Consider the following 24,469-nt stretch of genomic DNA (forward strand, 5'->3'; position numbering starts at 1 on the left):
TTCCCCGGCAGATGGTCTTGTTAGGGCGATAGCATGGTCTTTGATGCCTTTTTCATGGCGAAGATGGCCGATAGGCCGACTTGTCAGCCAGTGAGCAGCCCCATGGAGCCGAGCGAAAAAAGAACCCCCCTCTTTGAAAAAGTGGGGGGTTCTTCAGCAATCTGCCCGCTCACTCGAGCGGGGTTTTTTATTGCCTGAAAATCAGCTGATCGCCTGATATTTGACCTGGCTTATCCCTTTCCTCTGTTTTTATTGCTACTCGTTGTTATGTTTCAGTTCAACGAATAGCCTGATGTTACGCTTTTACTCTTTCTTCATGTAAAGCAGTTGCTTTGCTTAGCGGTTCTGGTGCCGCCATATCCCGTGCATCCCATGATCGTCTATATGTCATAATCTCTTGCTTCGGATCTCTCCTTCCTGAGTTAGCCGTCCCCTCTTTTTAAGCTGCAACCCCATCGTCTCTGCTTTTCTATGACTGTGTTAACCGGCCCTGACTTTATGCCAAAGAGGGTTTATTGGCTGTGTCAACAAGCTGGAGCTGTGGTCGTTGTGGAAGGGCATGGGAAGGGATGCTCGCAGCAACGCAGAGGTTCGATATTGATAGGTGATCTTGTGGCAGCTGTTGAGCCCGCAGGTGAGAAGCTCAAGAAAGGTGTTGGAGAAGACTACTGTATTGAGAGCCCTGAGGAATGGCAAATCGCAGGCAAACAAAAAGCCCACGCAACATGGTTGCATGGGCTCGGTATGAATGGCGGAGGAGGTGGGATTTGAACCCACGGATGGTCGCCCATCGCCGGTTTTCAAGACCGGTGCATTCAGCCGCTCTGCCACCCCTCCGCAGCAGTGCGGCGAATATTACCATGCTGATCCGGCTTGTAAATCCCTGTCCGGTTCGATTGCTGGTTAATTGCGCGAAACGACATGAAAAAGTGGCAATCAGGGTGCATCAAGCGCTTTTTTGGCCAGATAACTTGACTTGAAAACAGACTCAACCACTATAGTGGCCTCCATCATATCCTCTGCAAGATAACATTATGACTATTAAAAAAGCCCTGTTTTGCGCGCTGGCTGGCGTGACCCTGCTGGCGACGCCGGTACATGCAAGCGAGCTGACCAAAAGCGATGTCGAGCAAATCGTTCGCGACTATCTGGTCAAGAATCCCGAGATCCTGGTCGAGATGTCCAATGCCCTGCGTGCCAAGCAGGAGAGCCAGCAGGCCGAGAGTGACAAGGCGCTGATCAAGGCTCACTCCAAGCAGCTTTATGCCAATCAGGATCCCGAGATAGGGAATCCGAAGGGGTCGCTGACCATTGTGGAGTTTTTCGATTACAACTGCGGTTACTGCAAACGGGCCCATCCGCTGGTCAATCAGCTGATTGCGGAAGATAAAGATATCCGTTACATCTACAAGCAGTTCCCCATTCTGAGCGAGTCCTCCTACTTCGCCGCCCGTGCTGCGCTGGCTGTCCAATTGGCTCAGCCTGACAAGTACCAGGCGTTCCACGAGAAGCTCTATAGCCATCAGGGCCCGCTCGCTGATGAAGCACAGGTCAAGCAGCTGGCAGTGGCGGCCGGTGTTGACTGGAGCAAGGTGGAGGCCAAGATCAAGGATGGCAGCGTTGACCAGAACCTCGGTACCAACCGTGCGCTGGCTGAAGCGCTCGGTATCTCCGGTACTCCGGCCTTCATCATCGGTGACCAGATCCTGCGCGGTGCCCCCCGTGATCTGGCCAGCCTGAAGGGGTTTATCAAGGACGTGCGTGCTGGCAAGGGCATTCAATAAGCAGTTGCCATGGTCGAGGGGTCTGCGCCCCGGCCAGATACAGAAAGAGGGTCGGTATCACTACCGGCCCTCTTTTTTATTATGTCCCTTGGCACAGGTGGTCGTCGCGAAAGGACCATAACAACGTGCTCAGGACCCGGCCTGTTGGCCTCAGTAACAAGTATTAGCAGTGTCGTTCGGAGTCTATTGATAAATATTTCGCCTCGTAGAGGTGTGTCGTGAGCATTGCTTAATTCCGGTCAAGATTTTTTCTGCTGCTTGCCTTAGAATCGCCGCCCGTTGCAGGAGAAACCCCTATGTTAGTTGATATTTTACGGCTGGTTTTTATAGCCGGAGGCCTTGTATTCATCTTTATGCTGGTGCAAGCCTGCTGGCGGAAGAAGCAGAGTGGATCCTTTGAGGCGACCCCCTTCTGGCCGGTGGCGTTGATCGGTGGGGTTGCCAACTTTCTCGATACCCTGGGGGTGGGCAGCTTTGCGGTAAAGACCGCCTGCTACAAGCAGTTCAAGCTGATCGATGATCGGGTGCTGCCGGGTACCCTTAATGGGCAGTGCGTGCTGCCGACCGTGACCCAGTCGCTGATCTTCGTCGGCGCAGTTGCGGTGGATCCTCTGACGCTGATCAGCATGATGATGGCCGCCGCAGCGGGCGCTGCCTGGGGCGCTCGTCATGTGGCCTCGTTTGATCGGCAGACCATCCGGTTGGTGATGGCCATCTCCTTACTGGTCGTCGCAGGGCTTATCTTTGCCGGTCTGCTGGGGCTTTTCCCTGTAGGCGGCGATGCGATGGGGCTCAGCGGCTACAAGCTGGCGATCGCCCTGCTTGGCAATTTCATCTTCGGGGTGCTGATGAATGTCGGTATCGGCCTGTTTGCCCCCTGCATGACGCTGGTCTATCTGCTGGGGATGAATCCGCTGGCGGCGTTTCCCATCATGATGGGATCCACCGCCGTGCTTAGCGTTTTCTCCGCAGGCACCTTTATCCGCAAAGGGGCGTTCGATGCCAAGGCAGTGCTGGCGGTAGCCATCTTCGGCCCCATCGGTGTGGTGCTGGCCGCCATGCTGGTCAAATCCATGGATATGGAGATGCTGAAGTGGCTGATTGCCTTTATCGTCATCTATACCTCCTGGACCATGTACGCTTCCTGGCGGGCGGCGCGTCGCTCCCCTGTGCAACTGGCGGTGGAGAGCGCAGGCTAGCCTGTACCAGTGCCGCTTCGGCCTTGGCCCCCAGATAGACATAGAGGCCCAGCGCCAGCAGTAAACCCACCGCACACCCCATCACTCCGACCGCAGGTCAGAGCAGCTCGTTCTGGCCGAGGGAGCCTTTGAACAGCAGCAACAGCCCCTCAATGGAGACCGCGATCAGAATGGCGGCGATAAAGCGGGTGATGGTGCGGCGAATGGCGCTGTGGCGGAAGATATCCTTATGTAGCAGTACCTCCTCTTCCAGAATGGTCTTGCCCAGATCGAACACCGCCAGTGCCAGCGTCAGGAAGATGATGGCGCTAAAGGCGCCGAGCTGGTTCTGCTGCTCGCCGCACAATAGCTGGTAGAGCTGCTCCAGTCCGTGCCAGATGAGCGTTGCGACGATCAGAAACAGCGCCATGCTGAGTAGCACATAGACCGCTTTGAACCAGGGCATGGCGCGGCGGCGCTCCCTGTCCCCCATCAACCAGCCAATCAGCTGATTCAGACAGACGGTGATCTCCCGTCCTTGCCCCTGCACGATAAGGTGCAGCCGGTTATGGGCCGCCGGTGCTGCAGGCTGGATGCACATCGGCCCCTGATAGTGGTCAATGCTGACGACAAAGGGATACCCCTTGAGCGAGGCAAAGGGGGCGCTGAGCAGCCCCTGCAGTAGCGGGGTCAACTCTTCCTGATACTCCTGATAGCGCCGCAGCACATCGATGGGGCTCATCTCTGCCATATGGACCTCGGTGACGTGGGCTCTTGTGGTGAATGTGCAAATAGTGGGCCTGCTTTATGACAGGGATGGCGGGGCAAGTTGCACCAGAGGATGACAAATTGGTGAGTGACGAAGAGGGAATGCACCAGAAATGGGCGTATCGAAGAGCTGTGTGGTGATGGAGTCTCTGTAATAGAAAAGGGCCCGTGACGGGCCCTTTTGCGACAAGCAGCGGCGATTTAGCCAGCCAGCTTGGCGAAGCTGCGCTCGGCGGCAGCCAGGGTATGTTCGATCTCTTGGTCACCGTGGGCCAGTGACAGGAAGCCCGCCTCGTAGGCGCTCGGCGCCAGATAGACGCCCTCTTCCAGCATCAGATGGTAGAAGCGCTTGAAACGTTCCATATCGCAGCGAGTGACCTGCTCGTAGCGGGTGATTTCGCTCTCTTCGGTGAAGAAGAAGCCGAACATGCCACCCACATAGTTGATGGCGAGCGGGATACCGTGTTTGGCGGCGGCCGCTTTCAGTCCTTCTGCAACCCGCGCTGTCTTGGCGCTCAGCTGCTCATAGAGGCCCGGCTCCAGCAGCAGATCCAGCATGGTCAGACCGGCCGCCATGGCCACCGGGTTGCCGGAGAGAGTACCCGCCTGATAGACAGGGCCGGTCGGGGCTATGTGCTGCATCACCTTCTTCTTGCCGCCGAAGGCGCCCACCGGCATGCCGGCACCGATGATCTTGCCAAGAGTGGTGAGGTCCGGATCGATGTTGTAGTGACCCTGAGCACCACGCAGGGAGACGCGGAAGCCGGTCATCACTTCGTCCAGGATCAGCAGGGCGCCGAACTCGTCACAGATGGCGCGCAGCCCTTCCAGGAAGCCAGGGACCGGCGGGATGCAGTTCATGTTGCCGGCCACCGGCTCGACGATGATACAGGCGATCTCGCTGCCGTACTGGGTGAAGGCTTCATGCACCGACTCCAGATCGTTGAACACACAGGTCAGGGTGTGTTTGGCGAAATCGGCCGGAACGCCCGGGCTGTTGGGCTGACCCAGGGTCAGGGCGCCAGAACCTGCCTTGACCAGCAGGGAGTCGGCGTGGCCGTGGTAGCAGCCCTCGAATTTGACGATCTTGTCGCGGCCGGTGTAGCCACGGGCCAGACGAATGGCGCTCATGGTGGCTTCGGTGCCGGAGTTGACCATCCGCACCTGCTCCATGGAGGGGACGATTTGGCGGACTTTCTCGGCCATCAGCACTTCGATCTCGGTCGGCGCCCCATAGCTCAGCCCCTTCTCAACGGCCTTGATGACGGCGGCCTTGATGGCCGGGTGGTTGTGACCCAGCAACATGGGGCCCCAGGAGCCGATGTAATCCACGTAGGCCTGACCATCCACATCATAGAGGTAAGCGCCATCGGCGTGATCGATGAAGCGGGGCGTGCCGCCGACCCCATTGAAGGCGCGGACCGGTGAGTTAACGCCGCCCGGAATGGTCTGGCGGGCCTGTTCAAACAGCTGATCTGATTTTGACATGGATCATCCTTAATGGGATTTTGGTCGTCACACAAGGGATTGCAGCCGATTGAGACTCGGCAGGCCGGGTTATCAGGAGTATGCTTTGCGCTCTCGCCACCCGGACTCTCGGTCTGCTCCCGTGACAAAAATTTAACGGGCCGACTATAGCAGAAAGCCCTAGCCCTGGGCAGCCGAGCAACGCGCCGGGTGATCCTGATCTCAGCTAGCTGACGATATGGTTTTTCCAAGTTGGTGTAACAAGATGGCGCAACAAGCTCTCTCCTCTGAAGCCGATACCTCTTCGCGGGGGCCGCTTTCCCGCATTATCCGGCAAGACAAGATGCCCTTGCTGGTACTGCTGCTGGCGGCGCTGGTCGGCACCCTGGCCGGGCTGGTGTGTGGCCTGTTCGAATCGGGTGTCCACTGGCTGGCAGAACAACGTATCGATTTGCTGGCAGACCGTCCCTGGTGGCAGCTCGGTCTGCTTGGCTTTGGCTTCAGCGCCTTGCTGGGATTTGTCGGTTACTTCCTCACTCATACCTTTGCCCCGGAAGCGGGCGGTTCCGGCATTCCCGAGATCGAGGGGGCGATGGACGATCTGCGCCCGGTGCGCTGGTGGCGGGTATTGCCGGTCAAGTTCTTCGGCGGCATCTGCACCCTGAGTTCCGGCATGGTGCTGGGGCGGGAGGGGCCCTCGGTACAGATCGGCGGCAACCTTGGCAAGATGGTGGCGGATATCTTCCGGTTGCCCAAGGAGCATGGCCATGCCCTGTTGGCGGCCGGTGCGGCGGGCGGTCTGGCGGCCGCCTTCAATGCGCCGCTGGCGGGCATCCTGTTCGTGATGGAGGAGATGCGACCGCAATTTCGTTACTCCTTTCTGGCCATCAAGGCGGTGGCGATCTCTGCCATCATGGCGACCCTGATGTTGCAGAACATGAAAGGGCAGGGGGCGGTGATCACCTTGCCCCACTACGATGCACCAGCCCTCAAGGCGCTCTGGCTGTTCCTCTTTATGGGGGCCACTTTCGGGGTGCTCGGTTTTGTCTTCAACAAGCTGGTGCTGGCCTGTCAGGATGGCTATCTGGCGTTGCATCAGAACAAGCGCCACCGTTTCGTGGCCATCGGCATGCTGATTGCCGGGACCTTTGGTGTGCTGTCGCTATTTGCCCCTTCGGTAACCGGCGGTGGTACTGAACTCATCCCTCACCTGATGGGGGGTGAGTATGCGATGGCGACCCTGTTCCTCATCTTCTCGGTGCGGCTGGTCGCAACCCTCATCTGCTTCTGCTCCGGTGCCCCGGGCGGGGTGTTTGCGCCAACCCTGGCGTTGGGCACCCTGTTTGGTGTGGTGTTCGGCCATCTGTTTCATGCGGCGTTTCCGGAGCTTGGCATCGAGCCCGGCGCCTTTGCCATCGCCGGGATGGGGGCGCTGTTTGCTGCCACCGTGCGTGCCCCCATCACCGGTATCGTGTTGGTTACCGAGATGACCGATAACTATCAGCTGATCCTGCCGATGATGATCACCACTGTCGGTGCGACGCTGGTTGCCCAGTGGCTGGGTGGCCGGCCCATCTATTCCCAGATCCTGGAGCGAACTTTACGTCTCGCCACGGGTCAAAAGCGGGGTGATGGCAGCGCCACGGCCAGTTAATTTTCCCTTTATCGCCGTAGGCTCCAAACCGGGCGGTATAGTGAAGGGAGAGGCGCTGCCGTAAATGGCGTGATAACGGGATGAGGGGCTATGTCCAATCTATTGAAGTTATTGGTCGTGTTAGCCGTTGGCGGGCTCATCGGTTACTTTGCCGGTAACCGTCAGGAGCTGGCCCAGAGCAGTCTGTTGGTGGTGCAACAGGAGACGCTGGAGCGTCAGGGCAAGGCTATCAGCCAGCTCAAAACCGAGTTGGGGGTGAAAGATACCCAGCTGGCGACCCAGAAAGCGGCCTTCGAGCAGTTGCAGACCACCCTGAAGAGTCAGGAGGCGCAGGTGCAGGAGCTCAAGCGCCAGTTGGCCTTTTTCGAGCGGATCATGCGCCCCACCGGCGAACAGGTGGGGGTAGTGATCGACAACCTGACCCTGCAGGAGACCAGCATTCCCGGTCGTTACCACTACCGTCTTGCCCTGACCCAGCCCGCCAAGAAGCGGGAGCTATTCCGTGGCCAGGTGCAGATCCGGGTCGAGGGGAGTCTGGCTGACAAGCCGAAGACGCTGACCGGGCGTGATCTCGGGATGAAGGTGAGCGAGTGGCGCTATGCCCTGCGTTATTTCCAGCTGCTGGAAGGGAACTGGCAGTTGCCGGCAGGCTTTGTGCCGGATCGGATCCGTGTCACCATCAACAAGGATGGCAGACAACCAGCGCAAGAGTTGCTGGTTGAGTGGAGTGAAGTGATCAAGCCGCTGATCGCAACACCGCCAGCTCCGGTGCCCGCTGCCGGTTAAACTGGGTGAATACTTGAACTGAATGGTCGGGTATTGGATAATTTCGCGGTTTCCATGTTTGTGGATCTAATGGTTGTGAGGTCAGTAATGAGTGCAGTAGCAGAAGCCCCGCTGCCCATCCAGATGACGGATGCGGCGGCCAACAAGGTGAAGAACCTGATCACCGAGGAAGAGAATCCCGAGCTGAAGCTGCGGGTATACATCACGGGTGGGGGCTGCTCCGGTTTCCAGTATGGCTTTACCTTTGATGAGAAGATCAACGATGGGGATACCGTAGTTGAGAAGAACGGCGTCACCATGGTGATAGATCCCATGAGCCTGCAATATCTGGTCGGCGGCAGTGTGGATTACACCGAGGGTCTGGAAGGTTCACGCTTCACCGTGACCAACCCCAACGCCTCCACGACCTGTGGCTGTGGTTCCAGCTTCTCCATCTGAAACCGGCGTTATCATCGGTCTGATGAAACGGCTCTCGGCAACCAGGGCCGTTTCTGTTTGTGAACTCTGCGATGACGGACAAACCGCATCCCCCAGAAATAACAAAGGCGCCTTGATCGCACACTCTTATACACAAGTCCTCAGCATCGGCTGGGGATTTTTTGAGCTTCTCTCTCATTGTGCGACCCGACCCCCTTCATCAGCCTTTCTCAAGATTCTACCTTTCCTCTCACTCAACAGGTGTTCTGTATCGTGAGCTGGGTGATGCCCCAACCAGAGTAGCAGTCGCGTCTTGCTAACCCACGTCGGCGTTGGCTCATCGAGGATGACCGCAAGCTCTGGAAGTGTGCGGGCATCCGGGTTGAGCTGTTGAGGATGAAAAGCTTGGTGCGGATGAGCGTCATCCTGACCTTTATTGCGTTGTGGCTACTGTGATTGACGCAGGAGAAGAGGGGGGTGGATAAGGCTCCCCGATATGGTGTGGGCACACAAAAGTCTGGCGATAGCGGGAGGGGCTGGAAGGAGAGCAAGCCAATAGGGCGAGTCTCGATAGGGATGTAATGGGAGGGCTGGTTTCAGTTACCAACCCTCCTCGAAGGTTATGAGCAGGCGCTGTCTCTTGAGCATACAGAGTGGTTCACGAGACAGGCCGATGCTCCCTTATAGGATCGATGGATCCGCTTACTTGACGAAATCGACACCCAGCTGGATATCGGCTTTCAGGGTAGCCAGCATGCCTTCCATCGCTTCCTGCTCGAAGGCGCTCAGCTTGCCGTAATCCAGTACGGTTTCGACGCCGTTCTTGCCCAGCAGTATCGGCTGCGCGAAGAAGGTGGCATGCTCGCCGTTGCCTTCCACGTAGGCGCACTCAACAACGTTGGCTTCGCCCTGCAGACCCTTGATGAGGGAGAGACCGAAACGGCAAGCCGCCTGACCCATGGAGAGGGTTGCGGAACCGCCACCGGCCTTGGCTTCTACCACTTCGGTACCGGCATTCTGGATGCGCTTGGTCATGGCTGCCACTTCTTCAGCGGTGAAGGAAGCGCCTTCAATCTGGGAGAGCAGCGGCAGGATGGTCACGCCACTGTGACCACCGATCACGTTGACGCGAACCTTGTCGATGTTCAGATCTTTGGCCGCAGCGACGAAAGTTTCGGCGCGGATCACGTCCAGGGTGGTGACACCAAACAGGCGACGTTTGTCATAGACGCCGGCTTTCTTCAGCACTTCGGCGGCGATGGCCACAGTGGTGTTGACCGGGTTGGTGATGATGCCGATCAGTGCTTTCGGGCAGGTGGCCGCGCACTTCTCGACCAGATTCTTGACGATACCGGCGTTGATATTGAACAGGTCGGAGCGATCCATCCCCGGTTTGCGTGCCACACCGGCGGAGATCAGCACCACATCGGCCCCAACCAGCGCAGGAGTCGGATCTTCACCGCAGAAGCCCTTGATGGCGACGTCGGTAGGAATATGACTGAGGTCAACGGCCACACCCGGGGTGACCGGGGCGATGTCATACAGGCTCAGCTCGGAGCCGGCCGGCAGACGGTTTTTCAACAGCAGAGCGAGGGCTTGACCGATGCCACCAGCGGCACCCAGAACGGCAACTTTCATGATCAACTCCATGTTTAAGCGTAGGTTTAAGGTTGTTTGTTGTTGTGCGCCCAACCTTAATGGATCCCCCCATAAAAAACAATCTGATAACAGTTGCAGTCACGGGTTCTGTGAGCCACGAAACATGCGAGCGCAAAAATTGGAGGGAAATAGAAAAAGTTGGAGGAGAAGCACAGTTTTTCTGCACTTCCCCTTACCATAAAGAGGTAGATCTGAAGGTCTCAGGATTGGAATGCCAGCGCCCGTTTTTCACACCAGCGAAAACCAATTGTTAACAATCCGTTCATCGCCAGATAAAGCCCGCCAGCCACCCCGAACACCGCCAGGGTATCGTAGGTCTGGGCGTTCAACCCCTGCGCCAGCCCCATGATGTCCATGATGGTGATGGTACTGGCGAGGGAGCTCCCCTTGAGCACCAGGATCACCTCGTTGGAGTAGGCAGGCACCAGACGACGGGCGGCGTGACGCACCTTCATCCACAAGGTCTGGCGGCCGTTAAAACCAAGCGCCCGGCACGCTTCCACCTCACCGGCCGGGATGGCATCGAGCGCCCCTTTGAACAACCGGGTGGAGTAGGCCGCCGTGTTGAGACCCAGCGCCAGCACGGCGCAGAACCAGGGCTGCTTGAGCAGCGGCCAGAGCGGGCTGGCTTTCAGCCACTCGAACTGGCCCGGTCCGTAGTAAATCAGGAAGATCTGAATGAGCAGCGGCGTACCGGTAAAGAGCAACACCCACAGCTGCACCAGCTGGGTCGCTACCGGCAGGCGCAACTCCAGCACCCAGGTCATCAGGGCCGCCAGCACAATCCCCAGCAGCAGGCTGAACAGGGTCAGCTCCAGCGTGGTGACCAGACCGCCCAGCAACGTAACGAGATACGCTTGCATCGGTTAACCTCCGTAGCGGCGGGTGTAGCGGGCAGCCAGCCCGAGGCCGTACTCGCTCACCAGACTGATAGCCAGATAGATGAGGGCCGCAGCGGCATACCAGGTGAACGGCTCATAGGTACTGGCCGAGGCCATCTGGGCCTGACGCATCATTTCGTTGACCCCGATAAGCGACACCAGCGCGGTATCTTTCAGCAATACCAGCCACTGGTTGCCGAGGCCCGGCAAGGCGTGGCGCCACGCCTGCGGCAGCACGATGCGAAAGAAGATGTGGCTCTTGCTCAACCCCAGCGCCAGCGCCGCCAACCGTTGCCCGGCAGGCACCGCATTAAGCGCCGCCCGCAGGGTCTGGGTCGCATAGCTGGCGAACAGCAGGGAGAGCGCCAGCACGCCACAGGCGAACGGGCTGAACTCCACATACTCGCCGGTGATGAGGAACAATACCTGGGTCGAGCCGAAGTAGATGAACAGCACCACCAGCAACTCGGGCAGGCCACGGATCAGCGTGGTCAGGGTGGCCACCGGCCACACCAGCGCACGCTGCTTGCTGAGCTCGGCCGCACTGAACGCCAGTGCCAATGCCATGCCCCCGACCAGTGATGCCAAGGCCAGCCCGAGGGTCATCCAGGCTGCATCCAACAACAGGCTCAACATGGCTTACTGCGCGAAGTATTTGTCGAAGATTTTCTGATAGGTGCCGTTGGCCTTGATCTCGGCCAGCCCCTTGTTCAGTTGAGTCAGCAGCTGCTGATTGCCCTTGGCGACCGCGATGCCAAAGCCGGTACCGAAGTACTTGGCATCGGTCACCGGCGCACCCACCACCGCATACTCCTTGTGCTGCTTCAGCCAGTCTGCAGCAACCGCAGTATCGGCAAACACACCGTCAATGCGACCATTCATCATGTCGAGGAAGGCGCTCTGATAACTGGCATATGGCACGGTCAGCAACCCCTTGCTCACCCAGTTATCCACCAGATAGGACTGATGAGAGGTGCCATTCTGCACGCCGACTGTCTTGTCGGCCAGCTCTTCCGGCCCCTTGAAGGCATCTTTCTTGGCGACGAATACCGCCGAGTTCTCGTAGTAGATATCGGAGAAATCGACCTGGGCGGAGCGCTCCGGGGTCACGTCCATGGCGGCGATGGCGGCATCGTAGCGACGGAATTTCAGGCTGGGGATCAGGCTGTCGAAGGCCTGGTTGTGGAAGCTGCACTCCAGCTTGGCCTGCTCGCAGATGGCGCGGGCCAGATCGATGTCAAAACCCTGAAACTCGTTCTTGTCATCCAGGTATTCGAACGGTGCGTAGGTGGCCTCGGTGGCGAACTTGATCTCCTTGGCCATGACGGAGGTACTCAACAGACCCATGGCAGCAACCAACAACAGACTCTTTTTCATGACAGCTTCCTTATCGATTCAATATCAATGCATCAAGAATTCGGCAAACCGGCTGGTTTGCGGGGATTGGAAAATGGCAGCGGTGCCGGATTCGATGATCCGCCCCTTCTCCAGATAAATCACCTGACTGGCCACCTTGCGGGCAAAGTCGACCTCGTGGGTCACCACCACCTGGGTAATGCCGGTCTGGCTGAGGTTACGGATGATCTCGGCCACCTCTTTGGTGATCTCGGGATCGAGGGCAGCTGTCGGCTCGTCAAACAGCAGCACTTCCGGGTCCATCATCAGGGTCCGGGCAATGGCCACCCGCTGCTGCTGGCCACCGGAGAGACGGGCAGGCCAGGCATCGCGCTTGTCGGCCAGTTGCAGTTGGGCCAGCAGGTAGGCCCCCTTCTCGATGGCAGCCTCCTTGCTCATGCCAAGCACCTTGACCGGCGCTTCAATCAGATTCTCCATCACAGTGAGATGTGGCCAGAGATTGTACTGCTGGAACACCATGCCCACCTTGCGACGCAGCAGTTGGGACTGGCGGTTGAATTCGGCACTAGAGAGGGAGTTCGGGAAAGAAAATTCACTTTCACCAATCCGCAGAACACCCGCATCCGGGGTATCCAGCAGGTTCATCATCCGTAGCAGGGAACTCTTGCCAGCACCGCTCGGGCCCAGCAACACCAAGGTTTCACCGGGGGATGTCCGAAAGCTGACCTGTTGCAGAACCGGCACCTTGTGCCAGGACTTTTCGATACCTATTAATTCAATACCCATACAGCCCAATTGAATAAGTTTTCAAAATTTCATCCCGATTCTATCCCTAATAGAGGTTGATGCAAGCCATTTTTGAATCAATATGCAGAACAAGCGCCGCTTCCTTGCAAAAAACGGCATATGAATGCAAAATGGCCCCGCTGTTCGTATCTGCCGCCTGTATCGCACAGGCCGCCACACCTCCTCATTCGTGAGACCAAGATGAAACACAACGACAAGCAAGAAAAACTGGCCAAGGCCTTTAAAGCCTTGCTGAAAGAGGAGCGCTTTGGCTCCCAGGCAGAAATCGTCACCGCCCTGCAAGAGCTGGGCTTCGAGAACATCAACCAGTCCAAGGTATCGCGCATGCTGAGCCGCTTCGGCGCCGTTCGCACTCGCAACGCCAAGATGGAGATGGTCTACTGCCTGCCGGTGGAGCTGGGCGTGCCCACCACCTCCAGCCCGCTCAAGAATCTGGTGCTGGACGTTGACCACAACGGCGCACTGGTGGTGATCCACACCAGTCCGGGCGCTGCCCAGCTGATCGCTCGCCTGCTCGATTCCCTCGGCAAAGCAGAAGGGATCCTCGGCACCATAGCCGGTGATGACACCATCTTCATTACCCCGACCAGCGATACCAATATTGAAGAGCTCTATATCTCGGCGCTCGAGTTGTTCGAACAGACTCCGTAATGGTGGCTACCGCGTCATAGCTGGCACGCCAGAACGAAAAATCCCGGCCAAGGCCGGGATTTTTGTTTTTTGCAGCTTCGTCAGGCGGGCTTATTTGCCCTGCGCCATCAGAAAACCCTCCGATGGGGCGAAGAAAGCCGCACCGGTCACCGCCTTGGTAAAGCGCAGCAGGTGGTCGAAGTGGCTACCCTCACCTTTGTACATACTGGCGAGCATGGCGTTGAAGTGCTGCGGTGTACGACAGCAGGAGATAAAGTAGAGCCCCTGCTCGGTCATAGTGCCCCAGGGCATGCTCTGGCGCAGGATCTCCATGGACTCTCCCTTCGGAGTCTTGAGATTGACCCGCTTGATGTGGGCGGTCAGCGGCTTGGCAGCAGACTCATACTCGATGTTGTCGGGCTTGGTGCGACCGATAATGTCTTCCTGCTCTTTCTGCGCCAGCTTCTCCCAGTCGCTCATGGCGTGGACCCAGCGCTGGACGTGAATGTAGGAGCCACCGGCAAACTCGCCATCGGCCAGCAGCGCCACTTCGGCACGGTGTTCATCCTGCGGGTTCTCGGTGCCATCGACGAAACCGGTCAGGTCACGGCAATCCAGGTTGCGGAAACCGCGCACCTCTTCGGCCAGCTCTACCAGTCCGGACAGCAGTGCCATCACACGGTGACCAGCGTGGTGCAGCACATCCACCCGATCGGCGCGCAGCTGAATAAAGAGATCAAACGGGGTGTTGGGGGCTTCCTGACCGTTGGCGGATTGCGCCATAAAGCTGCGGAACTGGGGCGGACGGGCGGCAGGGTAGAGACCATCCCAGGCATCGGCGCCAACGGCAACCAGGCCGCTGAAACCGGCCTCGGGGAAATCGGCGGCCACCGCCTGCCACAGGGCAGGCAATTTGGCCAGACGGCCGACCAGTTCGGCGGCATCGCCGGTACGATTGAACATCAGATAGAGGGCGTGCAGATTGGGCTCTGCGCAGATCCCGGCTTGGGCTTTCATATATCTCTCCCCTGAATTGGCGTTAGCGTTATGGGCTATTAGCGTTGCGCGATTATAAACCAGAGTGAATCCAGTTCTTTGATTTCACAACGATATCACGGGCTCAGGGCAAAAGATCAAACAGGACCAGCGGATGAGGCGCCACCCGGATGCGGGCCCGCATCCCCTCAAGGGGCTCGCCAATGCTCGCCTCCAGCTGCTGGTCGCCACACTCGCACAGCACCCGGCAGTGATGGCCCAGGAACTGCTGCTCCACCACCTTGAGCGCGCCATCTGCGGCACCCTCCAGCTGTAGCTGTCGGGGGCGGAGCATCAATTGCAACTGCTCGCCCACCGCGCGGCCATGAGGCTCGCTGCCACAGATAACGCCGAGCGCCGTCTGCACGCAGTGGCTATCCACCACCTCGGCGGCCAGATAGTTGACCCCGCCGAGAAACTCCGCCACGAAGCGGTTTTGCGGGCGGCGATAGAGCTGCTCCGGCTGGCCCACCTGTTCGATGTGGCCTGCGCGAAACAGTGCCAGCCGATCGGCGAAGGCGAATGCCTCCTCCTTGCTGTGACTGACGAAGATGGCGCTGATCCCTTGCTGCTTGAGCAGGGCACGGATCTCGAGGATCAGCTTCATCCGCACCTGGGTATCAATATTGGAGAATGGCTCATCCAGCAGCATCAGTCGCGGCTTGCACACCAGCGCCCGGGCGATGGCCACCCGCTGCTGCTGGCCGCCGGAGAGCTGGTGCGGATAACGATCCCCGAGCCCCTGCAAATTGACCAGCGCCAGCGACTCGTCCACCTGCTGCTGGCGGGCCCGGCGATCGAGCCTGGTCAGACCGAAGCCGATGTTGTCAGCCACCGTCAGGTGGGGAAAGAGGGCATAATCCTGAAAGATCATGCCGATATGGCGCGCCTCTGGCGGCACGTGCCCCCCCGGCCCGTCGAGCAGGGTTCCACCGAGGTGAATTGCCCCTTCTGCCAGCGGCAGCAGTCCTGCAATCGCCTTGAGCAGTGTAGTTTTGCCGCAGCCACTTGCTCCCAGCAAACAGACGATCTCATTGTCTGCCACCGTCAGGGACAGCTGTTCCAGCACATTGCGGCCGTTGTAACGGCAACTGACATTCTCAACTTGCAAGCAAGACAAAACCGACTTCCTCTCGTTTCTGGCGGTGCGCAACCTTTCGGTTCAGCAGGCCGCGTGCAATTTCATTAGCCGAGGTGGCGACTCAGTGCCCTGCACTGTCCAGATTGCGGTTGACCCAGATCAGCGGCAACAGTCCCACCAGCACGATAACAATGGCCCCCAGCGCGCCTCGCTCCAGCATCTCGTCCGAAACAAACTGATAAACATGGGTCGCCAGGGTATCGAAGTTGAACGGCCGCAGCAGCAGGGCGGCGGGCAACTCCTTCATGGATTCGATGAATACCAGCATGGCACCGGCAAACAGACCACGGCGCACCAGCGGCAGATGAACCCGGCGCAGCATGCCGCCATCTCCCTGCCCCAGGGAGCGGGCCGCCATGTCGAGGCTGGGGGAGATCTTGCCCATACTGCTCTCCACCGAGCCGATGGCGATGGCGACGAAGCGCACCAGATAGCCGAACACGATGGCGGTGATGGTGCCGGTCAGCAGCAGACCCGGCCCCTGACGCCCCAGCCACTCAGCCAGATCATTGATGGCAAAGTCGAGGGCGGTGAGCGGTACCAGCACCCCGATGGCGAGCACTGTGCCCGGCATGGCGTAACCCATGGCGGCGATGCGCAGGGGCAACAGACTCTTTATCCCGCCATCGAGGCGGCGGAAGAAGCCGAGCAGCAGGGCGATGCCCATCGCCAGCAGAGCGGTCAGCGTCGAGATGAGCAGACTGTTGCCGGCGAAGCGGAGAAACTCCGGCGTCCACGACAACTCGAAGTAGCGTACCCCGTAATCGAGCAGGATGACGAACGGCAGGCCGAAACCGGCCAGCACCAGCCCCCAGCACCAGATCGCAGCTAGCCAGCGGGCGGGGCCGGCCAGCGCATAACGTAGCGGCTGCTCATGGCCCATGGACTTCTGGAACACCTGCTGCCGACTGCGCGAGCGGCGCTCCAGCGCGATCAACAGCACCACAGCCAGCAACATCAGGCAGGAGAGTTTCGCCGCGGTGGCCAGACTGCCATAGCCGAGCCAGGTGTCGTAGACCGCCGTGGTCAGGGTGTTGATGGCAAAGAAGTGGACGGTGGCAAAGTCGGCCAAGGTCTCCATCGCCACCAGCGATACCGCCACCATGATGGCCGGGCGCGCCAGTGGCAGACTGAGGCGGCGAAAGCTCTGCCACGGTGTACAGCCGAGCAGGCGGCTCGAGTGGATCAGGCTGACCGACTGCTCCAGAAAAGAGGCACGAGCCAGCAGATAGACATAGGGGAACAGCACCAGTGCCAGTACCCAGGCGGCGCCGCCAAGGGTGCGAATGGCCGGAAACCAGTAATCGGCCGGACTGTGCCAGCCAAAGAGTGCTCGCAGCCCGGCCTGTAGCGGGCCCGAGTAGTCGAGCAAGTCGGTATAGACGTAGGCGACGATATACGAGGGCATCGCCATCGGCAGCATCAAGGCCCATTGCAGGGCACGGCGCCCCGGCACCTGACACATGGCCACCAGCCAGGCGGTGGGTACGCCAAACAGCAGGCTAAGCAATACCACGCCGACCACCAGCCCCAAGGTATTGCCCAGATAGTCGAGCAGCACGGTATCGGCGAGGTGGCGAAACAGATCCCCCTCAGCCGAGAAGGCCGAGAAGAGCAGGGCAATAACCGGTAAAGCCAGCAGCAGGGCGATGGCCCAGCTACCGGTAATCCATCCAAAATTTTTCATGAGACCACAGATGTTGATGGGGCCGTTGGCCCCATCTGATTACAAGTCGAACTTCACTTCATCCAGCAACTGCAAGGCATCCTTGCGGTGCTTGGCATAATCGCTAATCGGTAGCGGGTCAGACTTGAAATTGCCCCAGGACTTGACCATGGCGGAAGGCTCGACCCCGGCCTTGACCGGATATTCGGCATTCACGTCAGCGTACATGTGCTGGGCAGTGTCGCCAGCCAGAAACTCCATCAGCTTCTGAGCGGCTTCTTTGTTCTTGGCATACTTGGTCATGGCCACGCCGCTCACGTTGACATGGGCACCGCGATCACCCTGGTTTGGGAAGTTGATATAGACCGCATCCGCCCAGGGCTTTTGCGCCGGATCTTGCAACATGGCGCCGAGATAGTAACTATTGCCAAGGGCAATGTCACAGATGCCATCTTTCACTGCCTTGACCTGATCCCGATCGCCCCCTTGTGGTTTCTGCGCCAGGTTGGCCTTGACCCCTTCCAGCCAGGTTTTGGTCTCTGCCATACCGTGATGGACAATCATTGAGGAGACCAGCGCCACATTGTACTCATGCTTGCCACTGCGGGTACAAATTTTCCCTTTGTATTCCGGCTTGGCCAGATCTTCGTAGCTGATGTTGTCCAACTTGCCGAGGCGATCCTTGCTGGAGTAGATGGCGCGCGCCCGGGTGGTCAGGGCGAACCAGCGGTTCTCCGGATCACGATAGATGGCGGGGATGTTCTCCTGCAGGATCTTGCTATCCACCGGCTGCACCAGCCCCTTGTCTACCAGGTCGGTCAGACGGCTGATGTCGACGGTCAGCATCAGGTCGGCCGGAGAGAGTTTGCCTTCCCGTTCCAGACGCTCGTTCAACCCCTCTTTGGCGAACACCAAGTTCACCTTGATGCCAGATTCCTTCTCGAACTGCTGGATGATGGGCTTGATCAGCTCATCCTGCCGGTTGGAGTAGACATTCACTTCCCCGGCCGCCAAGGCCGACTGAGCGACCAACGCAGAGAAAGCCAGTGCCAACATTTTCATTTTCATCATCCATTCCTTGATTAGCTATACAGAGTGATAACGATTTCCGTTTGCATTCTGCATACATCTTATAAGCGGATCAAGAATGCATGGCATCGCCACATCACATATTTAATCGCTGAAAAACAAAGGGGGTCTGATGGAATCCCATTCAGCTCTTTATGGCACTCTGACCTCTTAGGGGGGCGATAATACAGAGCGACAGTAACGAGGTGTGATGAGCAGTGGTGGTCATCTTCAGGATCATCGAATTGCCCTCAATCGGCCTCATCCGTTCGCCCCAAATTCTGACCGTGGCTGGTATTTTTATTGTCTTATTTCAGATGAGTAGAGTTTAATGCCGGCGCCACTTGCCTGAGGCCCCTACATCACTGGCCAGCGGGTCCCATCATCAGGCACCATGCTGCAGTGGCAGCGGGTATCCACCAAACAAGAGCAAAACAGCATGTTAGTTATCTCCAACAGCGTCACGCTGCCCTGGCATGAGCTGCAATTCCAGACCATGCGGGCACAGGGAAACGGTGGGCAGCACGTCAATAAAACCGACTCCGCAGTCTGGTTGCGCTTCGATTACCGCAGCTCTCCCAGTCTGACGCCTCTCTACAAGGAGGGGCTCGACAAGCTGAGCGACAGCCGGGTACATGACGGCTTTATTCTGATCCGGGTCGAGAGTCATCGCAGTCAGGACATGAATCGCAAGGAGGCAATGAGCCGCCTGGTAGAGTTACTGAAGAAAGCAGCCTGGCGCCCCAAGGCTCGTCATGCCACCAAGCCGACCCGCAGCTCCCAGCGCAAAAGGGTCGATGCCAAGAAACGCAAAGGGGATATCAAATCCGCCCGCGGCAAGCCGGTTCTGGAATGAGCCACCTCCAACTCCCGCTAATCCACAAGGAGGTCAGCCAATGAGATACAGTTTTTGCGACAGCGCTCGCGGCCCCCTGCTGGTCGTCATCGATCAGGATGGTTTGCGCCACGTGGAGTTCATGTGCGGGGAGCGGCCCGTCATGCCGCAAGCTGACTGGCAACGGGATGACAAGGCGCTGGCCCCCTATCTCGCCCAGTTCACCGCCTATTTTGCCGGCAAGTTGCAGCAGTTCGACCTGCCCATGGCAGCGAAGGGCACCCCGTTTCAGCAAACGGTGTGGAACGCGTTGTGCGATATCCCCTATGGCGCGACCGTCAGCTATCTCGAGATTGCCCAGGTTATCGGCAATCCCAAGGCGGTGCGGGCGGTGGGGGCTGCCAATGGCCGCAATCCGCTGAGCATCATAGTGCCCTGCCATCGGGTGATCGGACGCAGCGGCGATCTGACCGGCTATGCTGGCGGCATTTCCATCAAGCGCTGGTTGCTGGCACGGGAACAGACAGGCACAACATTCGAGCTGGCCCCATGAGACGATGAGAGCCCATGGAGAAGGATGTGACAAAATAGCGACCAGAATGAAAAGGCTTTCGGTCAGTGGCCACGCTTTGCTGACAAGATGAACAGAAAATGAAGAATCGCCTCAGAACTACTTCAGATTGAGCTTGGCATGATGGCGCCATACTTGAATGGCACGGCTCATTCGCTGATTCAAGTAGCACCCATGTGACGCTTCCAATCTGTCTTTTCCCCGCGCCTCCTCTGAGGCGCTTTTTTTGTGCCAATACAACGAGTCAACCCTCTGGCTGGGTGGTCCGAGTGCCACAGGCTCTGTGCCAACCCAAAAGCACAGAGGCGAAGGATTCTCCTTCGCCTCTGGCGTGACCGCTGGCTACTCGTTCTGGGGCAGGAACTGCAGTTCCGGCGCCGAGGAGGTGAGCACATCGGCGCAATAATCCCAGGTCGAGATGCGGTAGTGCTGCAAATCTTCATCCAGATGCAGGCCGTCCGACTCCTGATGGAACCAGCTGGCAAAGCGGGATGGGGTGATGAGCTGGATCTGCTCTTCGATGGCGTGGCTATCCTTTCCTTCGGCCAGATCGCAATCCTCGATGACCCGCAGGGCATAGATATGGCGAAAGTAAACCCGGCAGAGGATTTGTGGGGGGAGATCGATGCTGCGTGCCCGTCCCAGCATGATGGTCAGGGAGTCACTCCAGAGATCCTGGTGCAGCTCAGCCACAACCAGACCGGGCGGTAGCTGGCGGGACGGAGCCCAAGGGACGGCAACCTGCCGAATGGCATTTTTCTGTTCCATATTCACCTCGCGACGACTCGCTCCCTGTCTTGAGTCTATCTGAACCATATAGTCCCGGCGAAGGCAATCGATGGAGAAGAAAAACTGGAATAAAAAAGCCGACGTATCAAACGTCGGCGAATAAAAAGTGCTTACAACAGAGGATTCACATATTGAGACCCGTGGGTCGAAAGATTGGTTCCCTCTTTTTGTAACTAATTTTCGGCGCGTTTAAACATCAGGGTATTGGCGTCCGACTCTTCCGGTACGAAGTAGTAGCCCTCAGCGTTGAAACCGGTCAACTGCTCCACCTCGGTCAGACGGTGCTTGATGATATGTCTGGCCATCATGCCGCGCGCCTTCTTGGCGTAGAAGCTGATGATCTTGAACTGGCCATTCTTCTCATCCTTGAACACCGGTGTGACGATCCGCCCTTGCAGGCTCTTTGGTCGTACCGCCTTGAAATACTCGTCGGAGGCCAGATTGATCAGTACCTCATCCCCCTGGGCGGCCAACGCATCGTTGAGGTGGTGAGTGATTACCTCACCCCAGAACTGGTAGAGATCCTTGCCGCGGCTATTGTCGAGCTTGGTCCCCATCTCTAGCCGGTAGGGCATCATCAGGTCAAGGGGGCGAAGCACCCCGTAGAGGCCGGAGAGCATTCGCAGGTGCGCCTGAGCGAAGTCAAAATCGGCCTCGCTAAAATCCTCCACTGCCAAGCCGGTGTAAACATCTCCCTTGAAGGCCAGCAGTGCCTGACGGGCGTTGGCGGGGGTGAAATCCGGCTGCCACTCGGCAAACCTGGCGGCATTGAGACCTGCCAGTTTGTCGCTGATCTTCATCAGAGTGGCAATCTGATCCGGGCTCAGTTGACGAGCCCGGTTAATCAGTTCGGCAGAGTGATCCAGCAGCTCGGGCTGGGTAAAGCGGGGGGTCACCAGCGGTGACTCGTAATCCAGCGTTTTGGCCGGGGAAACCACAATCAGCATAACGTTCCTTTATGGCGAGGGGCCGAACGGCAGAGCGGCCCCATGATTCATTCATCCAGCGTCACATTGTCCAGCGTGCCGGTACCGAGCCGTTCGCGACCGGAAAGCTTGATCAGCAGTCGCAGGTCGTTGGCCGAGTCGGCGTGGGCGAGGGCCTCACTGTAGCCAATCTGGCCGGCGCAGAACAGGCTGAAGAGCGCTTGATCGAAGGTCTGCATACCCAGCTCGGTGGATTTGGTCATCACCTCCTTGAGGCGATGCATCTCTCCCTTGCGGATGATGTCTGTGACAAGCGGGGTATTGAGCAGGATCTCGAACGCAGCAAAGCGTCGCTTGCCATCCATGCTTGGCACCAGCTGCTGGGCGACGATGGCCTTGAGGTTGAAAGAGAGATCGAACAGGAACTGGCGGTGTTTGTCTTGCGGCACCAGATGGAGGATGCGATCCAGCGCCTGGTTGGCATTGTTGGCATGCAAAGTGGCGAGACAAAGGTGTCCCGTCTCGGCGAACTGCAGGGCAAACTCCATGGTCTCCTGACTTCGGATCTCACCGATCAGGATCACGTCCGGCGCCTGACGCAGCGAGCTTTTCAGCGCCACATCGAACGACTCGGTGTCGATCCCCACCTCGCGCTGGGTCACCAGACTGCGACCATGCTGATGGACGAACTCCACCGGATCTTCCACCGTCAGAATATGACCATCGGCATGCTGGTTGCGATAGCCGATCATCGCCGCCTGGGTAGTCGATTTACCCGCCCCGGTGGCGCCGACAAACAGCACCAGCCCCCGCTTGGCCATCGCCACCTCTTGCAGGATCTTGGGTAGCTGCAGATCTTCAAAGGTGGGAATGCGGGTCTCGATCCGCCGTATCACCATGCCGGGCAGCTCCTGCTGCCAGAAGGCACTGACCCGAAAACGGCCCAGCGCTTCGCGATAGATCGCGTAGTTGGCCTCCTTGGTGCGGATATAACGCTCGAAGTGATCGCTGCTGAGGGTATCCCTGACCAGCGTCAGCGCCCCCTTCTTGTCGAGCGCCTCACCTCCTAGCGACACCAGATGGCCATTCACCTTGAGGGTGGGCGGCGAGCCCACCGTCACAAACAGATCCGATCCCTTGCGCTCGACCAGCTCGCTCAGCAGATCATCCAGATTCATCATCTATCCCTCCCTGGGTGCGAGTCGCTTAAATGCTGTTGGGATCGACGGCCTTGGCCTTGGCATCGAGGGATGCCACCACGCCGCGACTTACCAGCTGCTTGAGACTCTGATCCATGGTCTGCATACCGTGGGTCATCCCGGTCTGGATCACCGAGTAGAGCTGGGCAATCTTGTCCTCCCGGATCAGGTTACGCACCGCCGGAATGCCCATCATGATCTCGTGAGCCGCCACCCGACCGCCGCCGATGCGCTTGAGCAGGGTTTGGGAGATGACTGCCCGTAGTGACTCGGAGAGCATGGAGCGCACCATGTCTTTCTCCGCGCCAGGGAAGACGTCGATGATACGGTCGATAGTCTTGGCCGCCGACGAGGTGTGCAGGGTGCCAAATACCAGATGGCCGGTTTCGGCGGCGGTCATGGCCAGACGAATGGTCTCGAGGTCACGCATCTCGCCCACCAGTATGATGTCCGGGTCTTCCCGCAGTGCCGAGCGCAGGGCATTGCTGAAGCTCTTGGTATCCCGGTGCACTTCCCGCTGGTTCACCAGACAGCGTTTGTTCTCGTGAACGAATTCGATAGGGTCTTCGATGGTGAGAATGTGGTGATGGAAGTTTTCGTTGATGTAGTTGACCATGGCCGCCAGGGTGGTCGATTTACCAGAACCGGTCGGGCCGGTCACTAGCACTAAACCCCGTGGGAACTCGGAGATCTTGCGGAATATTTCCGGCGCATCGAGATCCTCCAGAGTCAATACCGTGCTGGGGATGGTCCGAAAGACCGCCCCCGAGCCGCGCGCCTGCTGGAAGGCGTTGACCCGGAAACGGGCCAGATTGGGCACCTCGAACGAGAAGTCGACCTCGAAGTTCTCCTCCAGCTCCTTGCGCTGATGGTCGTTCATGATGTCGTAAATAAGGGCATGCACTTCCCGGTGTTCCAGGGCGGGCAAATTGATCTTGCGAACCTCACCATCAACCCTGATCATCGGGGGAACCCCGGCCGAGAGGTGTAGATCCGAGGCTTTATGCTTTACACTGAAAGCCAATAACTCTGTGATATCCATAGACTTGTCATTCTCCCATCACAAGATCACTAACGAAACATGAACCAGATTGCCCAGCACCTGTTTCAGGTAAAGGAACGTATTGCCCAGGCCGCCGAACGGGCGAGCCGCAACCTGCAGCAGATCCGCCTGCTGGCCGTGAGCAAGACCAAGCCGGTCGAGGCCATCATGGCCGCCCATGCCTCAGGTCAGCGCTGCTTTGGCGAATCCTACGCTCAGGAAGCAGCGGCCAAGATCGATACCTTGCGCCAGCAGCCGGAATATAGCGACATAGAGTGGCACTTTATCGGCCCTTTGCAATCGAACAAATCCAAACTGGTCGCCGAACGGTTTGACTGGGTGCAGAGCGTGGATCGGGACAAGCTCATCGACCGCCTCAACAACCAGCGCCCCGCCAGCATGGCACCGCTAAATGTTTGTCTGCAAATCAATATTAGCGGAGAGAGCAGCAAATCCGGAACGTCGGAACAAGAGATTTTCCGCCTTGCCGAGCTGGTCTCCCAAAGTGAACGACTGGTGCTGCGGGGACTGATGGCCATTCCCGAGCACACCAGTGACGAGAGCGTACTGGCCGCCCAAATGACCCGTATGCAGACTCTGTTCACCGAGCTTGCGCGACAATACCCCACGGTGGATACCCTCTCGATGGGCATGACCGAAGACCTCGAACTGGCGATCGCCCATGGCAGCACCATGGTGCGGGTCGGCACCGCCATCTTCGGCGCCCGTGACTACTCATAGGCAAGGCCAGCGGATAACCCATACGTCCGCCTCTTGCCGCGACTTCATCAACAGGAGCGTTTGATGGAA

The 24,469-nt window shown here is 58.4% G+C and carries 23 protein-coding genes, 1 tRNA gene and 1 pseudogene; 9 read left to right on the plus strand and 16 right to left on the minus strand.

The genetic code is table 11. The annotated features are described in order from the left end of the window. Positions 1-749 precede the first annotated feature (749 nt). Positions 750-837: transfer RNA gene (locus BN1117_RS15835), tRNA-Ser, on the minus strand. A 197-nt stretch (positions 838-1,034) separates the two neighbouring features. On the opposite strand from BN1117_RS15835, the gene BN1117_RS15840 reads away from it, so the two are divergent. Further along, the gene (locus BN1117_RS15840; protein ID WP_040098933.1) at positions 1,035-1,784 is read left to right on the plus strand and encodes a DsbA family protein; all 750 of its coding nucleotides are present in this window, start codon (positions 1,035-1,037) and stop codon (positions 1,782-1,784) included. Between the two features lie 296 nt (positions 1,785-2,080). Continuing rightward, entirely contained in the window at positions 2,081-2,983 is a 903-nt protein-coding gene (locus BN1117_RS15845; protein WP_040098935.1) for a sulfite exporter TauE/SafE family protein, read from the plus strand. Here BN1117_RS15845 and BN1117_RS15850 read toward each other — a convergent pair. Together BN1117_RS15850 and hemL are read right to left on the minus strand one after the other, a co-directional pair. Continuing rightward, positions 2,898-3,713: pseudogene (locus BN1117_RS15850) on the minus strand (hypothetical protein). The gene BN1117_RS15845 and the pseudogene BN1117_RS15850 overlap by 86 nt on opposite strands. Positions 3,714-3,931: 218 nt before the next feature. Next, a complete protein-coding gene (hemL, locus tag BN1117_RS15855; RefSeq protein ID WP_040098936.1) occupies positions 3,932-5,218 on the minus strand; it encodes a glutamate-1-semialdehyde 2,1-aminomutase in 1,287 nt (428 codons plus the stop codon). A 244-nt stretch (positions 5,219-5,462) separates the two neighbouring features. On the opposite strand from hemL, the gene clcA reads away from it, so the two are divergent. The 3 genes from clcA (at position 5,463) to erpA (ending at position 8,075) form a co-directional block, all read left to right on the plus strand. Further along, the gene (gene clcA / locus BN1117_RS15860; RefSeq protein WP_040098938.1) at positions 5,463-6,851 is read left to right on the plus strand and encodes a H(+)/Cl(-) exchange transporter ClcA; all 1,389 of its coding nucleotides are present in this window, start codon (positions 5,463-5,465) and stop codon (positions 6,849-6,851) included. A gap of 90 nt (positions 6,852-6,941) precedes the next feature. Continuing rightward, on the plus strand, positions 6,942-7,637 hold the full coding sequence (locus tag BN1117_RS15865) for a DUF6776 family protein (protein WP_040098940.1): 696 nt from the start codon (positions 6,942-6,944) through the stop codon (positions 7,635-7,637). 87 nt (positions 7,638-7,724) lie between these two features. Continuing rightward, entirely contained in the window at positions 7,725-8,075 is a 351-nt protein-coding gene (erpA, locus tag BN1117_RS15870; RefSeq protein WP_040098942.1) for an iron-sulfur cluster insertion protein ErpA, read from the plus strand. Between the two features lie 681 nt (positions 8,076-8,756). Here erpA and mdh read toward each other — a convergent pair. The 5 genes from mdh to BN1117_RS15895 all read right to left on the minus strand — a co-directional run bounded on the left by mdh (position 8,757) and on the right by BN1117_RS15895 (position 12,736). Continuing rightward, positions 8,757-9,692, minus strand: a complete 936-nt coding sequence (mdh, locus tag BN1117_RS15875) for a malate dehydrogenase (RefSeq protein WP_040098944.1) — start codon at positions 9,690-9,692, stop codon at positions 8,757-8,759. 221 nt (positions 9,693-9,913) lie between these two features. Continuing rightward, positions 9,914-10,576 (minus strand): arginine ABC transporter permease ArtM, encoded by a 663-nt coding sequence (gene artM, locus BN1117_RS15880; protein WP_040098945.1) that lies wholly within the window; start codon positions 10,574-10,576, stop codon positions 9,914-9,916. Between the two features lie 3 nt (positions 10,577-10,579). Then, a complete protein-coding gene (artQ, locus tag BN1117_RS15885) occupies positions 10,580-11,230 on the minus strand; it encodes an arginine ABC transporter permease ArtQ (RefSeq protein WP_040098947.1) in 651 nt (216 codons plus the stop codon). Between the two features lie 3 nt (positions 11,231-11,233). Continuing rightward, positions 11,234-11,971 carry a lysine/arginine/ornithine ABC transporter substrate-binding protein gene (locus tag BN1117_RS15890; RefSeq protein WP_040098949.1) on the minus strand — a complete coding sequence of 246 codons (738 nt, stop codon included), beginning with the start codon at positions 11,969-11,971 and terminating at the stop codon, positions 11,234-11,236. A gap of 24 nt (positions 11,972-11,995) precedes the next feature. Then, positions 11,996-12,736 carry an ATP-binding cassette domain-containing protein gene (locus BN1117_RS15895; RefSeq protein WP_040098951.1) on the minus strand — a complete coding sequence of 247 codons (741 nt, stop codon included), beginning with the start codon at positions 12,734-12,736 and terminating at the stop codon, positions 11,996-11,998. 201 nt (positions 12,737-12,937) lie between these two features. On the opposite strand from BN1117_RS15895, the gene argR reads away from it, so the two are divergent. Then, complete coding sequence (argR, locus tag BN1117_RS15900) at positions 12,938-13,408, plus strand: transcriptional regulator ArgR (RefSeq protein ID WP_040098953.1); 471 nt, start codon at positions 12,938-12,940, stop codon at positions 13,406-13,408. Positions 13,409-13,498: 90 nt separating this feature from the next. On the opposite strand, the gene BN1117_RS15905 is transcribed toward argR, so the two are convergent. The 4 genes from BN1117_RS15905 to BN1117_RS15920 all read right to left on the minus strand — a co-directional run bounded on the left by BN1117_RS15905 (position 13,499) and on the right by BN1117_RS15920 (position 18,297). Next, entirely contained in the window at positions 13,499-14,404 is a 906-nt protein-coding gene (locus BN1117_RS15905; protein WP_040098955.1) for a Dyp-type peroxidase, read from the minus strand. A gap of 103 nt (positions 14,405-14,507) precedes the next feature. Further along, positions 14,508-15,542, minus strand: a complete 1,035-nt coding sequence (locus tag BN1117_RS15910) for an ABC transporter ATP-binding protein (RefSeq protein WP_040098957.1) — start codon at positions 15,540-15,542, stop codon at positions 14,508-14,510. Between the two features lie 82 nt (positions 15,543-15,624). Next, the gene (locus tag BN1117_RS15915; protein ID WP_040098958.1) at positions 15,625-17,250 is read right to left on the minus strand and encodes an ABC transporter permease; all 1,626 of its coding nucleotides are present in this window, start codon (positions 17,248-17,250) and stop codon (positions 15,625-15,627) included. 39 nt (positions 17,251-17,289) lie between these two features. Then, positions 17,290-18,297, minus strand: a complete 1,008-nt coding sequence (locus tag BN1117_RS15920; RefSeq protein ID WP_156130020.1) for a Fe(3+) ABC transporter substrate-binding protein — start codon at positions 18,295-18,297, stop codon at positions 17,290-17,292. Positions 18,298-18,736: 439 nt separating this feature from the next. On the opposite strand from BN1117_RS15920, the gene arfB reads away from it, so the two are divergent. Beyond that, complete coding sequence (gene arfB / locus BN1117_RS15925; RefSeq protein WP_040098996.1) at positions 18,737-19,153, plus strand: alternative ribosome rescue aminoacyl-tRNA hydrolase ArfB; 417 nt, start codon at positions 18,737-18,739, stop codon at positions 19,151-19,153. Positions 19,154-19,193: 40 nt separating this feature from the next. Next, positions 19,194-19,685 (plus strand): methylated-DNA--[protein]-cysteine S-methyltransferase, encoded by a 492-nt coding sequence (locus tag BN1117_RS15930; RefSeq protein WP_040098960.1) that lies wholly within the window; start codon positions 19,194-19,196, stop codon positions 19,683-19,685. Positions 19,686-20,045: 360 nt separating this feature from the next. Here BN1117_RS15930 and BN1117_RS15935 read toward each other — a convergent pair whose 3' ends face one another. From BN1117_RS15935 to tapT, 4 genes are all read right to left on the minus strand, one after another. Continuing rightward, positions 20,046-20,471 (minus strand): hypothetical protein, encoded by a 426-nt coding sequence (locus BN1117_RS15935; protein WP_040098961.1) that lies wholly within the window; start codon positions 20,469-20,471, stop codon positions 20,046-20,048. A 194-nt stretch (positions 20,472-20,665) separates the two neighbouring features. Next, positions 20,666-21,439, minus strand: a complete 774-nt coding sequence (gene yaaA, locus BN1117_RS15940) for a peroxide stress protein YaaA (protein WP_040098962.1) — start codon at positions 21,437-21,439, stop codon at positions 20,666-20,668. A 47-nt stretch (positions 21,440-21,486) separates the two neighbouring features. Then, positions 21,487-22,596 (minus strand): type IVa pilus ATPase TapU, encoded by a 1,110-nt coding sequence (gene tapU, locus BN1117_RS15945; RefSeq protein WP_040098998.1) that lies wholly within the window; start codon positions 22,594-22,596, stop codon positions 21,487-21,489. A gap of 28 nt (positions 22,597-22,624) precedes the next feature. Continuing rightward, on the minus strand, positions 22,625-23,659 hold the full coding sequence (tapT, locus tag BN1117_RS15950) for a type IVa pilus ATPase TapT (protein ID WP_040098964.1): 1,035 nt from the start codon (positions 23,657-23,659) through the stop codon (positions 22,625-22,627). Positions 23,660-23,698: 39 nt separating this feature from the next. On the opposite strand from tapT, the gene BN1117_RS15955 reads away from it, so the two are divergent. Further along, the gene (locus BN1117_RS15955; RefSeq protein ID WP_040098965.1) at positions 23,699-24,400 is read left to right on the plus strand and encodes a YggS family pyridoxal phosphate-dependent enzyme; all 702 of its coding nucleotides are present in this window, start codon (positions 23,699-23,701) and stop codon (positions 24,398-24,400) included. The last annotated feature ends 69 nt before the right edge of the window (positions 24,401-24,469 follow it).

It is taken from the genome of Aeromonas australiensis, from assembly GCF_000819725.1.
Taxonomy (GTDB): domain Bacteria; phylum Pseudomonadota; class Gammaproteobacteria; order Enterobacterales; family Aeromonadaceae; genus Aeromonas; species Aeromonas australiensis.

Coding starts and splice junctions, on each gene's coding strand:
- mdh (WP_040098944.1), bottom strand. CDS start 9,692: ATGAAAGTTGCCGTTCTGGGTGCCGCTGGTGGCATCGGTCAAGCCCTC.
- BN1117_RS15905 (WP_040098955.1), bottom strand. CDS start 14,404: ATGAAAGCCCAAGCCGGGATCTGCGCAGAGCCCAATCTGCACGCCCTC.
- BN1117_RS15865 (WP_040098940.1), top strand. CDS start 6,942: ATGTCCAATCTATTGAAGTTATTGGTCGTGTTAGCCGTTGGCGGGCTC.
- BN1117_RS15840 (WP_040098933.1), top strand. CDS start 1,035: ATGACTATTAAAAAAGCCCTGTTTTGCGCGCTGGCTGGCGTGACCCTG.
- argR (WP_040098953.1), top strand. CDS start 12,938: ATGAAACACAACGACAAGCAAGAAAAACTGGCCAAGGCCTTTAAAGCC.
- BN1117_RS15845 (WP_040098935.1), top strand. CDS start 2,081: ATGTTAGTTGATATTTTACGGCTGGTTTTTATAGCCGGAGGCCTTGTA.
- BN1117_RS15935 (WP_040098961.1), bottom strand. CDS start 20,471: ATGGAACAGAAAAATGCCATTCGGCAGGTTGCCGTCCCTTGGGCTCCG.
- BN1117_RS15930 (WP_040098960.1), top strand. CDS start 19,194: ATGAGATACAGTTTTTGCGACAGCGCTCGCGGCCCCCTGCTGGTCGTC.
- BN1117_RS15890 (WP_040098949.1), bottom strand. CDS start 11,971: ATGAAAAAGAGTCTGTTGTTGGTTGCTGCCATGGGTCTGTTGAGTACC.
- artQ (WP_040098947.1), bottom strand. CDS start 11,230: ATGTTGAGCCTGTTGTTGGATGCAGCCTGGATGACCCTCGGGCTGGCC.
- tapT (WP_040098964.1), bottom strand. CDS start 23,659: ATGGATATCACAGAGTTATTGGCTTTCAGTGTAAAGCATAAAGCCTCG.
- BN1117_RS15955 (WP_040098965.1), top strand. CDS start 23,699: ATGAACCAGATTGCCCAGCACCTGTTTCAGGTAAAGGAACGTATTGCC.
- BN1117_RS15920 (WP_156130020.1), bottom strand. CDS start 18,297: ATGAAAATGAAAATGTTGGCACTGGCTTTCTCTGCGTTGGTCGCTCAG.
- BN1117_RS15915 (WP_040098958.1), bottom strand. CDS start 17,250: ATGAAAAATTTTGGATGGATTACCGGTAGCTGGGCCATCGCCCTGCTG.
- tapU (WP_040098998.1), bottom strand. CDS start 22,596: ATGAATCTGGATGATCTGCTGAGCGAGCTGGTCGAGCGCAAGGGATCG.
- yaaA (WP_040098962.1), bottom strand. CDS start 21,439: ATGCTGATTGTGGTTTCCCCGGCCAAAACGCTGGATTACGAGTCACCG.
- erpA (WP_040098942.1), top strand. CDS start 7,725: ATGAGTGCAGTAGCAGAAGCCCCGCTGCCCATCCAGATGACGGATGCG.
- arfB (WP_040098996.1), top strand. CDS start 18,737: ATGTTAGTTATCTCCAACAGCGTCACGCTGCCCTGGCATGAGCTGCAA.
- artM (WP_040098945.1), bottom strand. CDS start 10,576: ATGCAAGCGTATCTCGTTACGTTGCTGGGCGGTCTGGTCACCACGCTG.
- hemL (WP_040098936.1), bottom strand. CDS start 5,218: ATGTCAAAATCAGATCAGCTGTTTGAACAGGCCCGCCAGACCATTCCG.
- BN1117_RS15895 (WP_040098951.1), bottom strand. CDS start 12,736: ATGGGTATTGAATTAATAGGTATCGAAAAGTCCTGGCACAAGGTGCCG.
- clcA (WP_040098938.1), top strand. CDS start 5,463: ATGGCGCAACAAGCTCTCTCCTCTGAAGCCGATACCTCTTCGCGGGGG.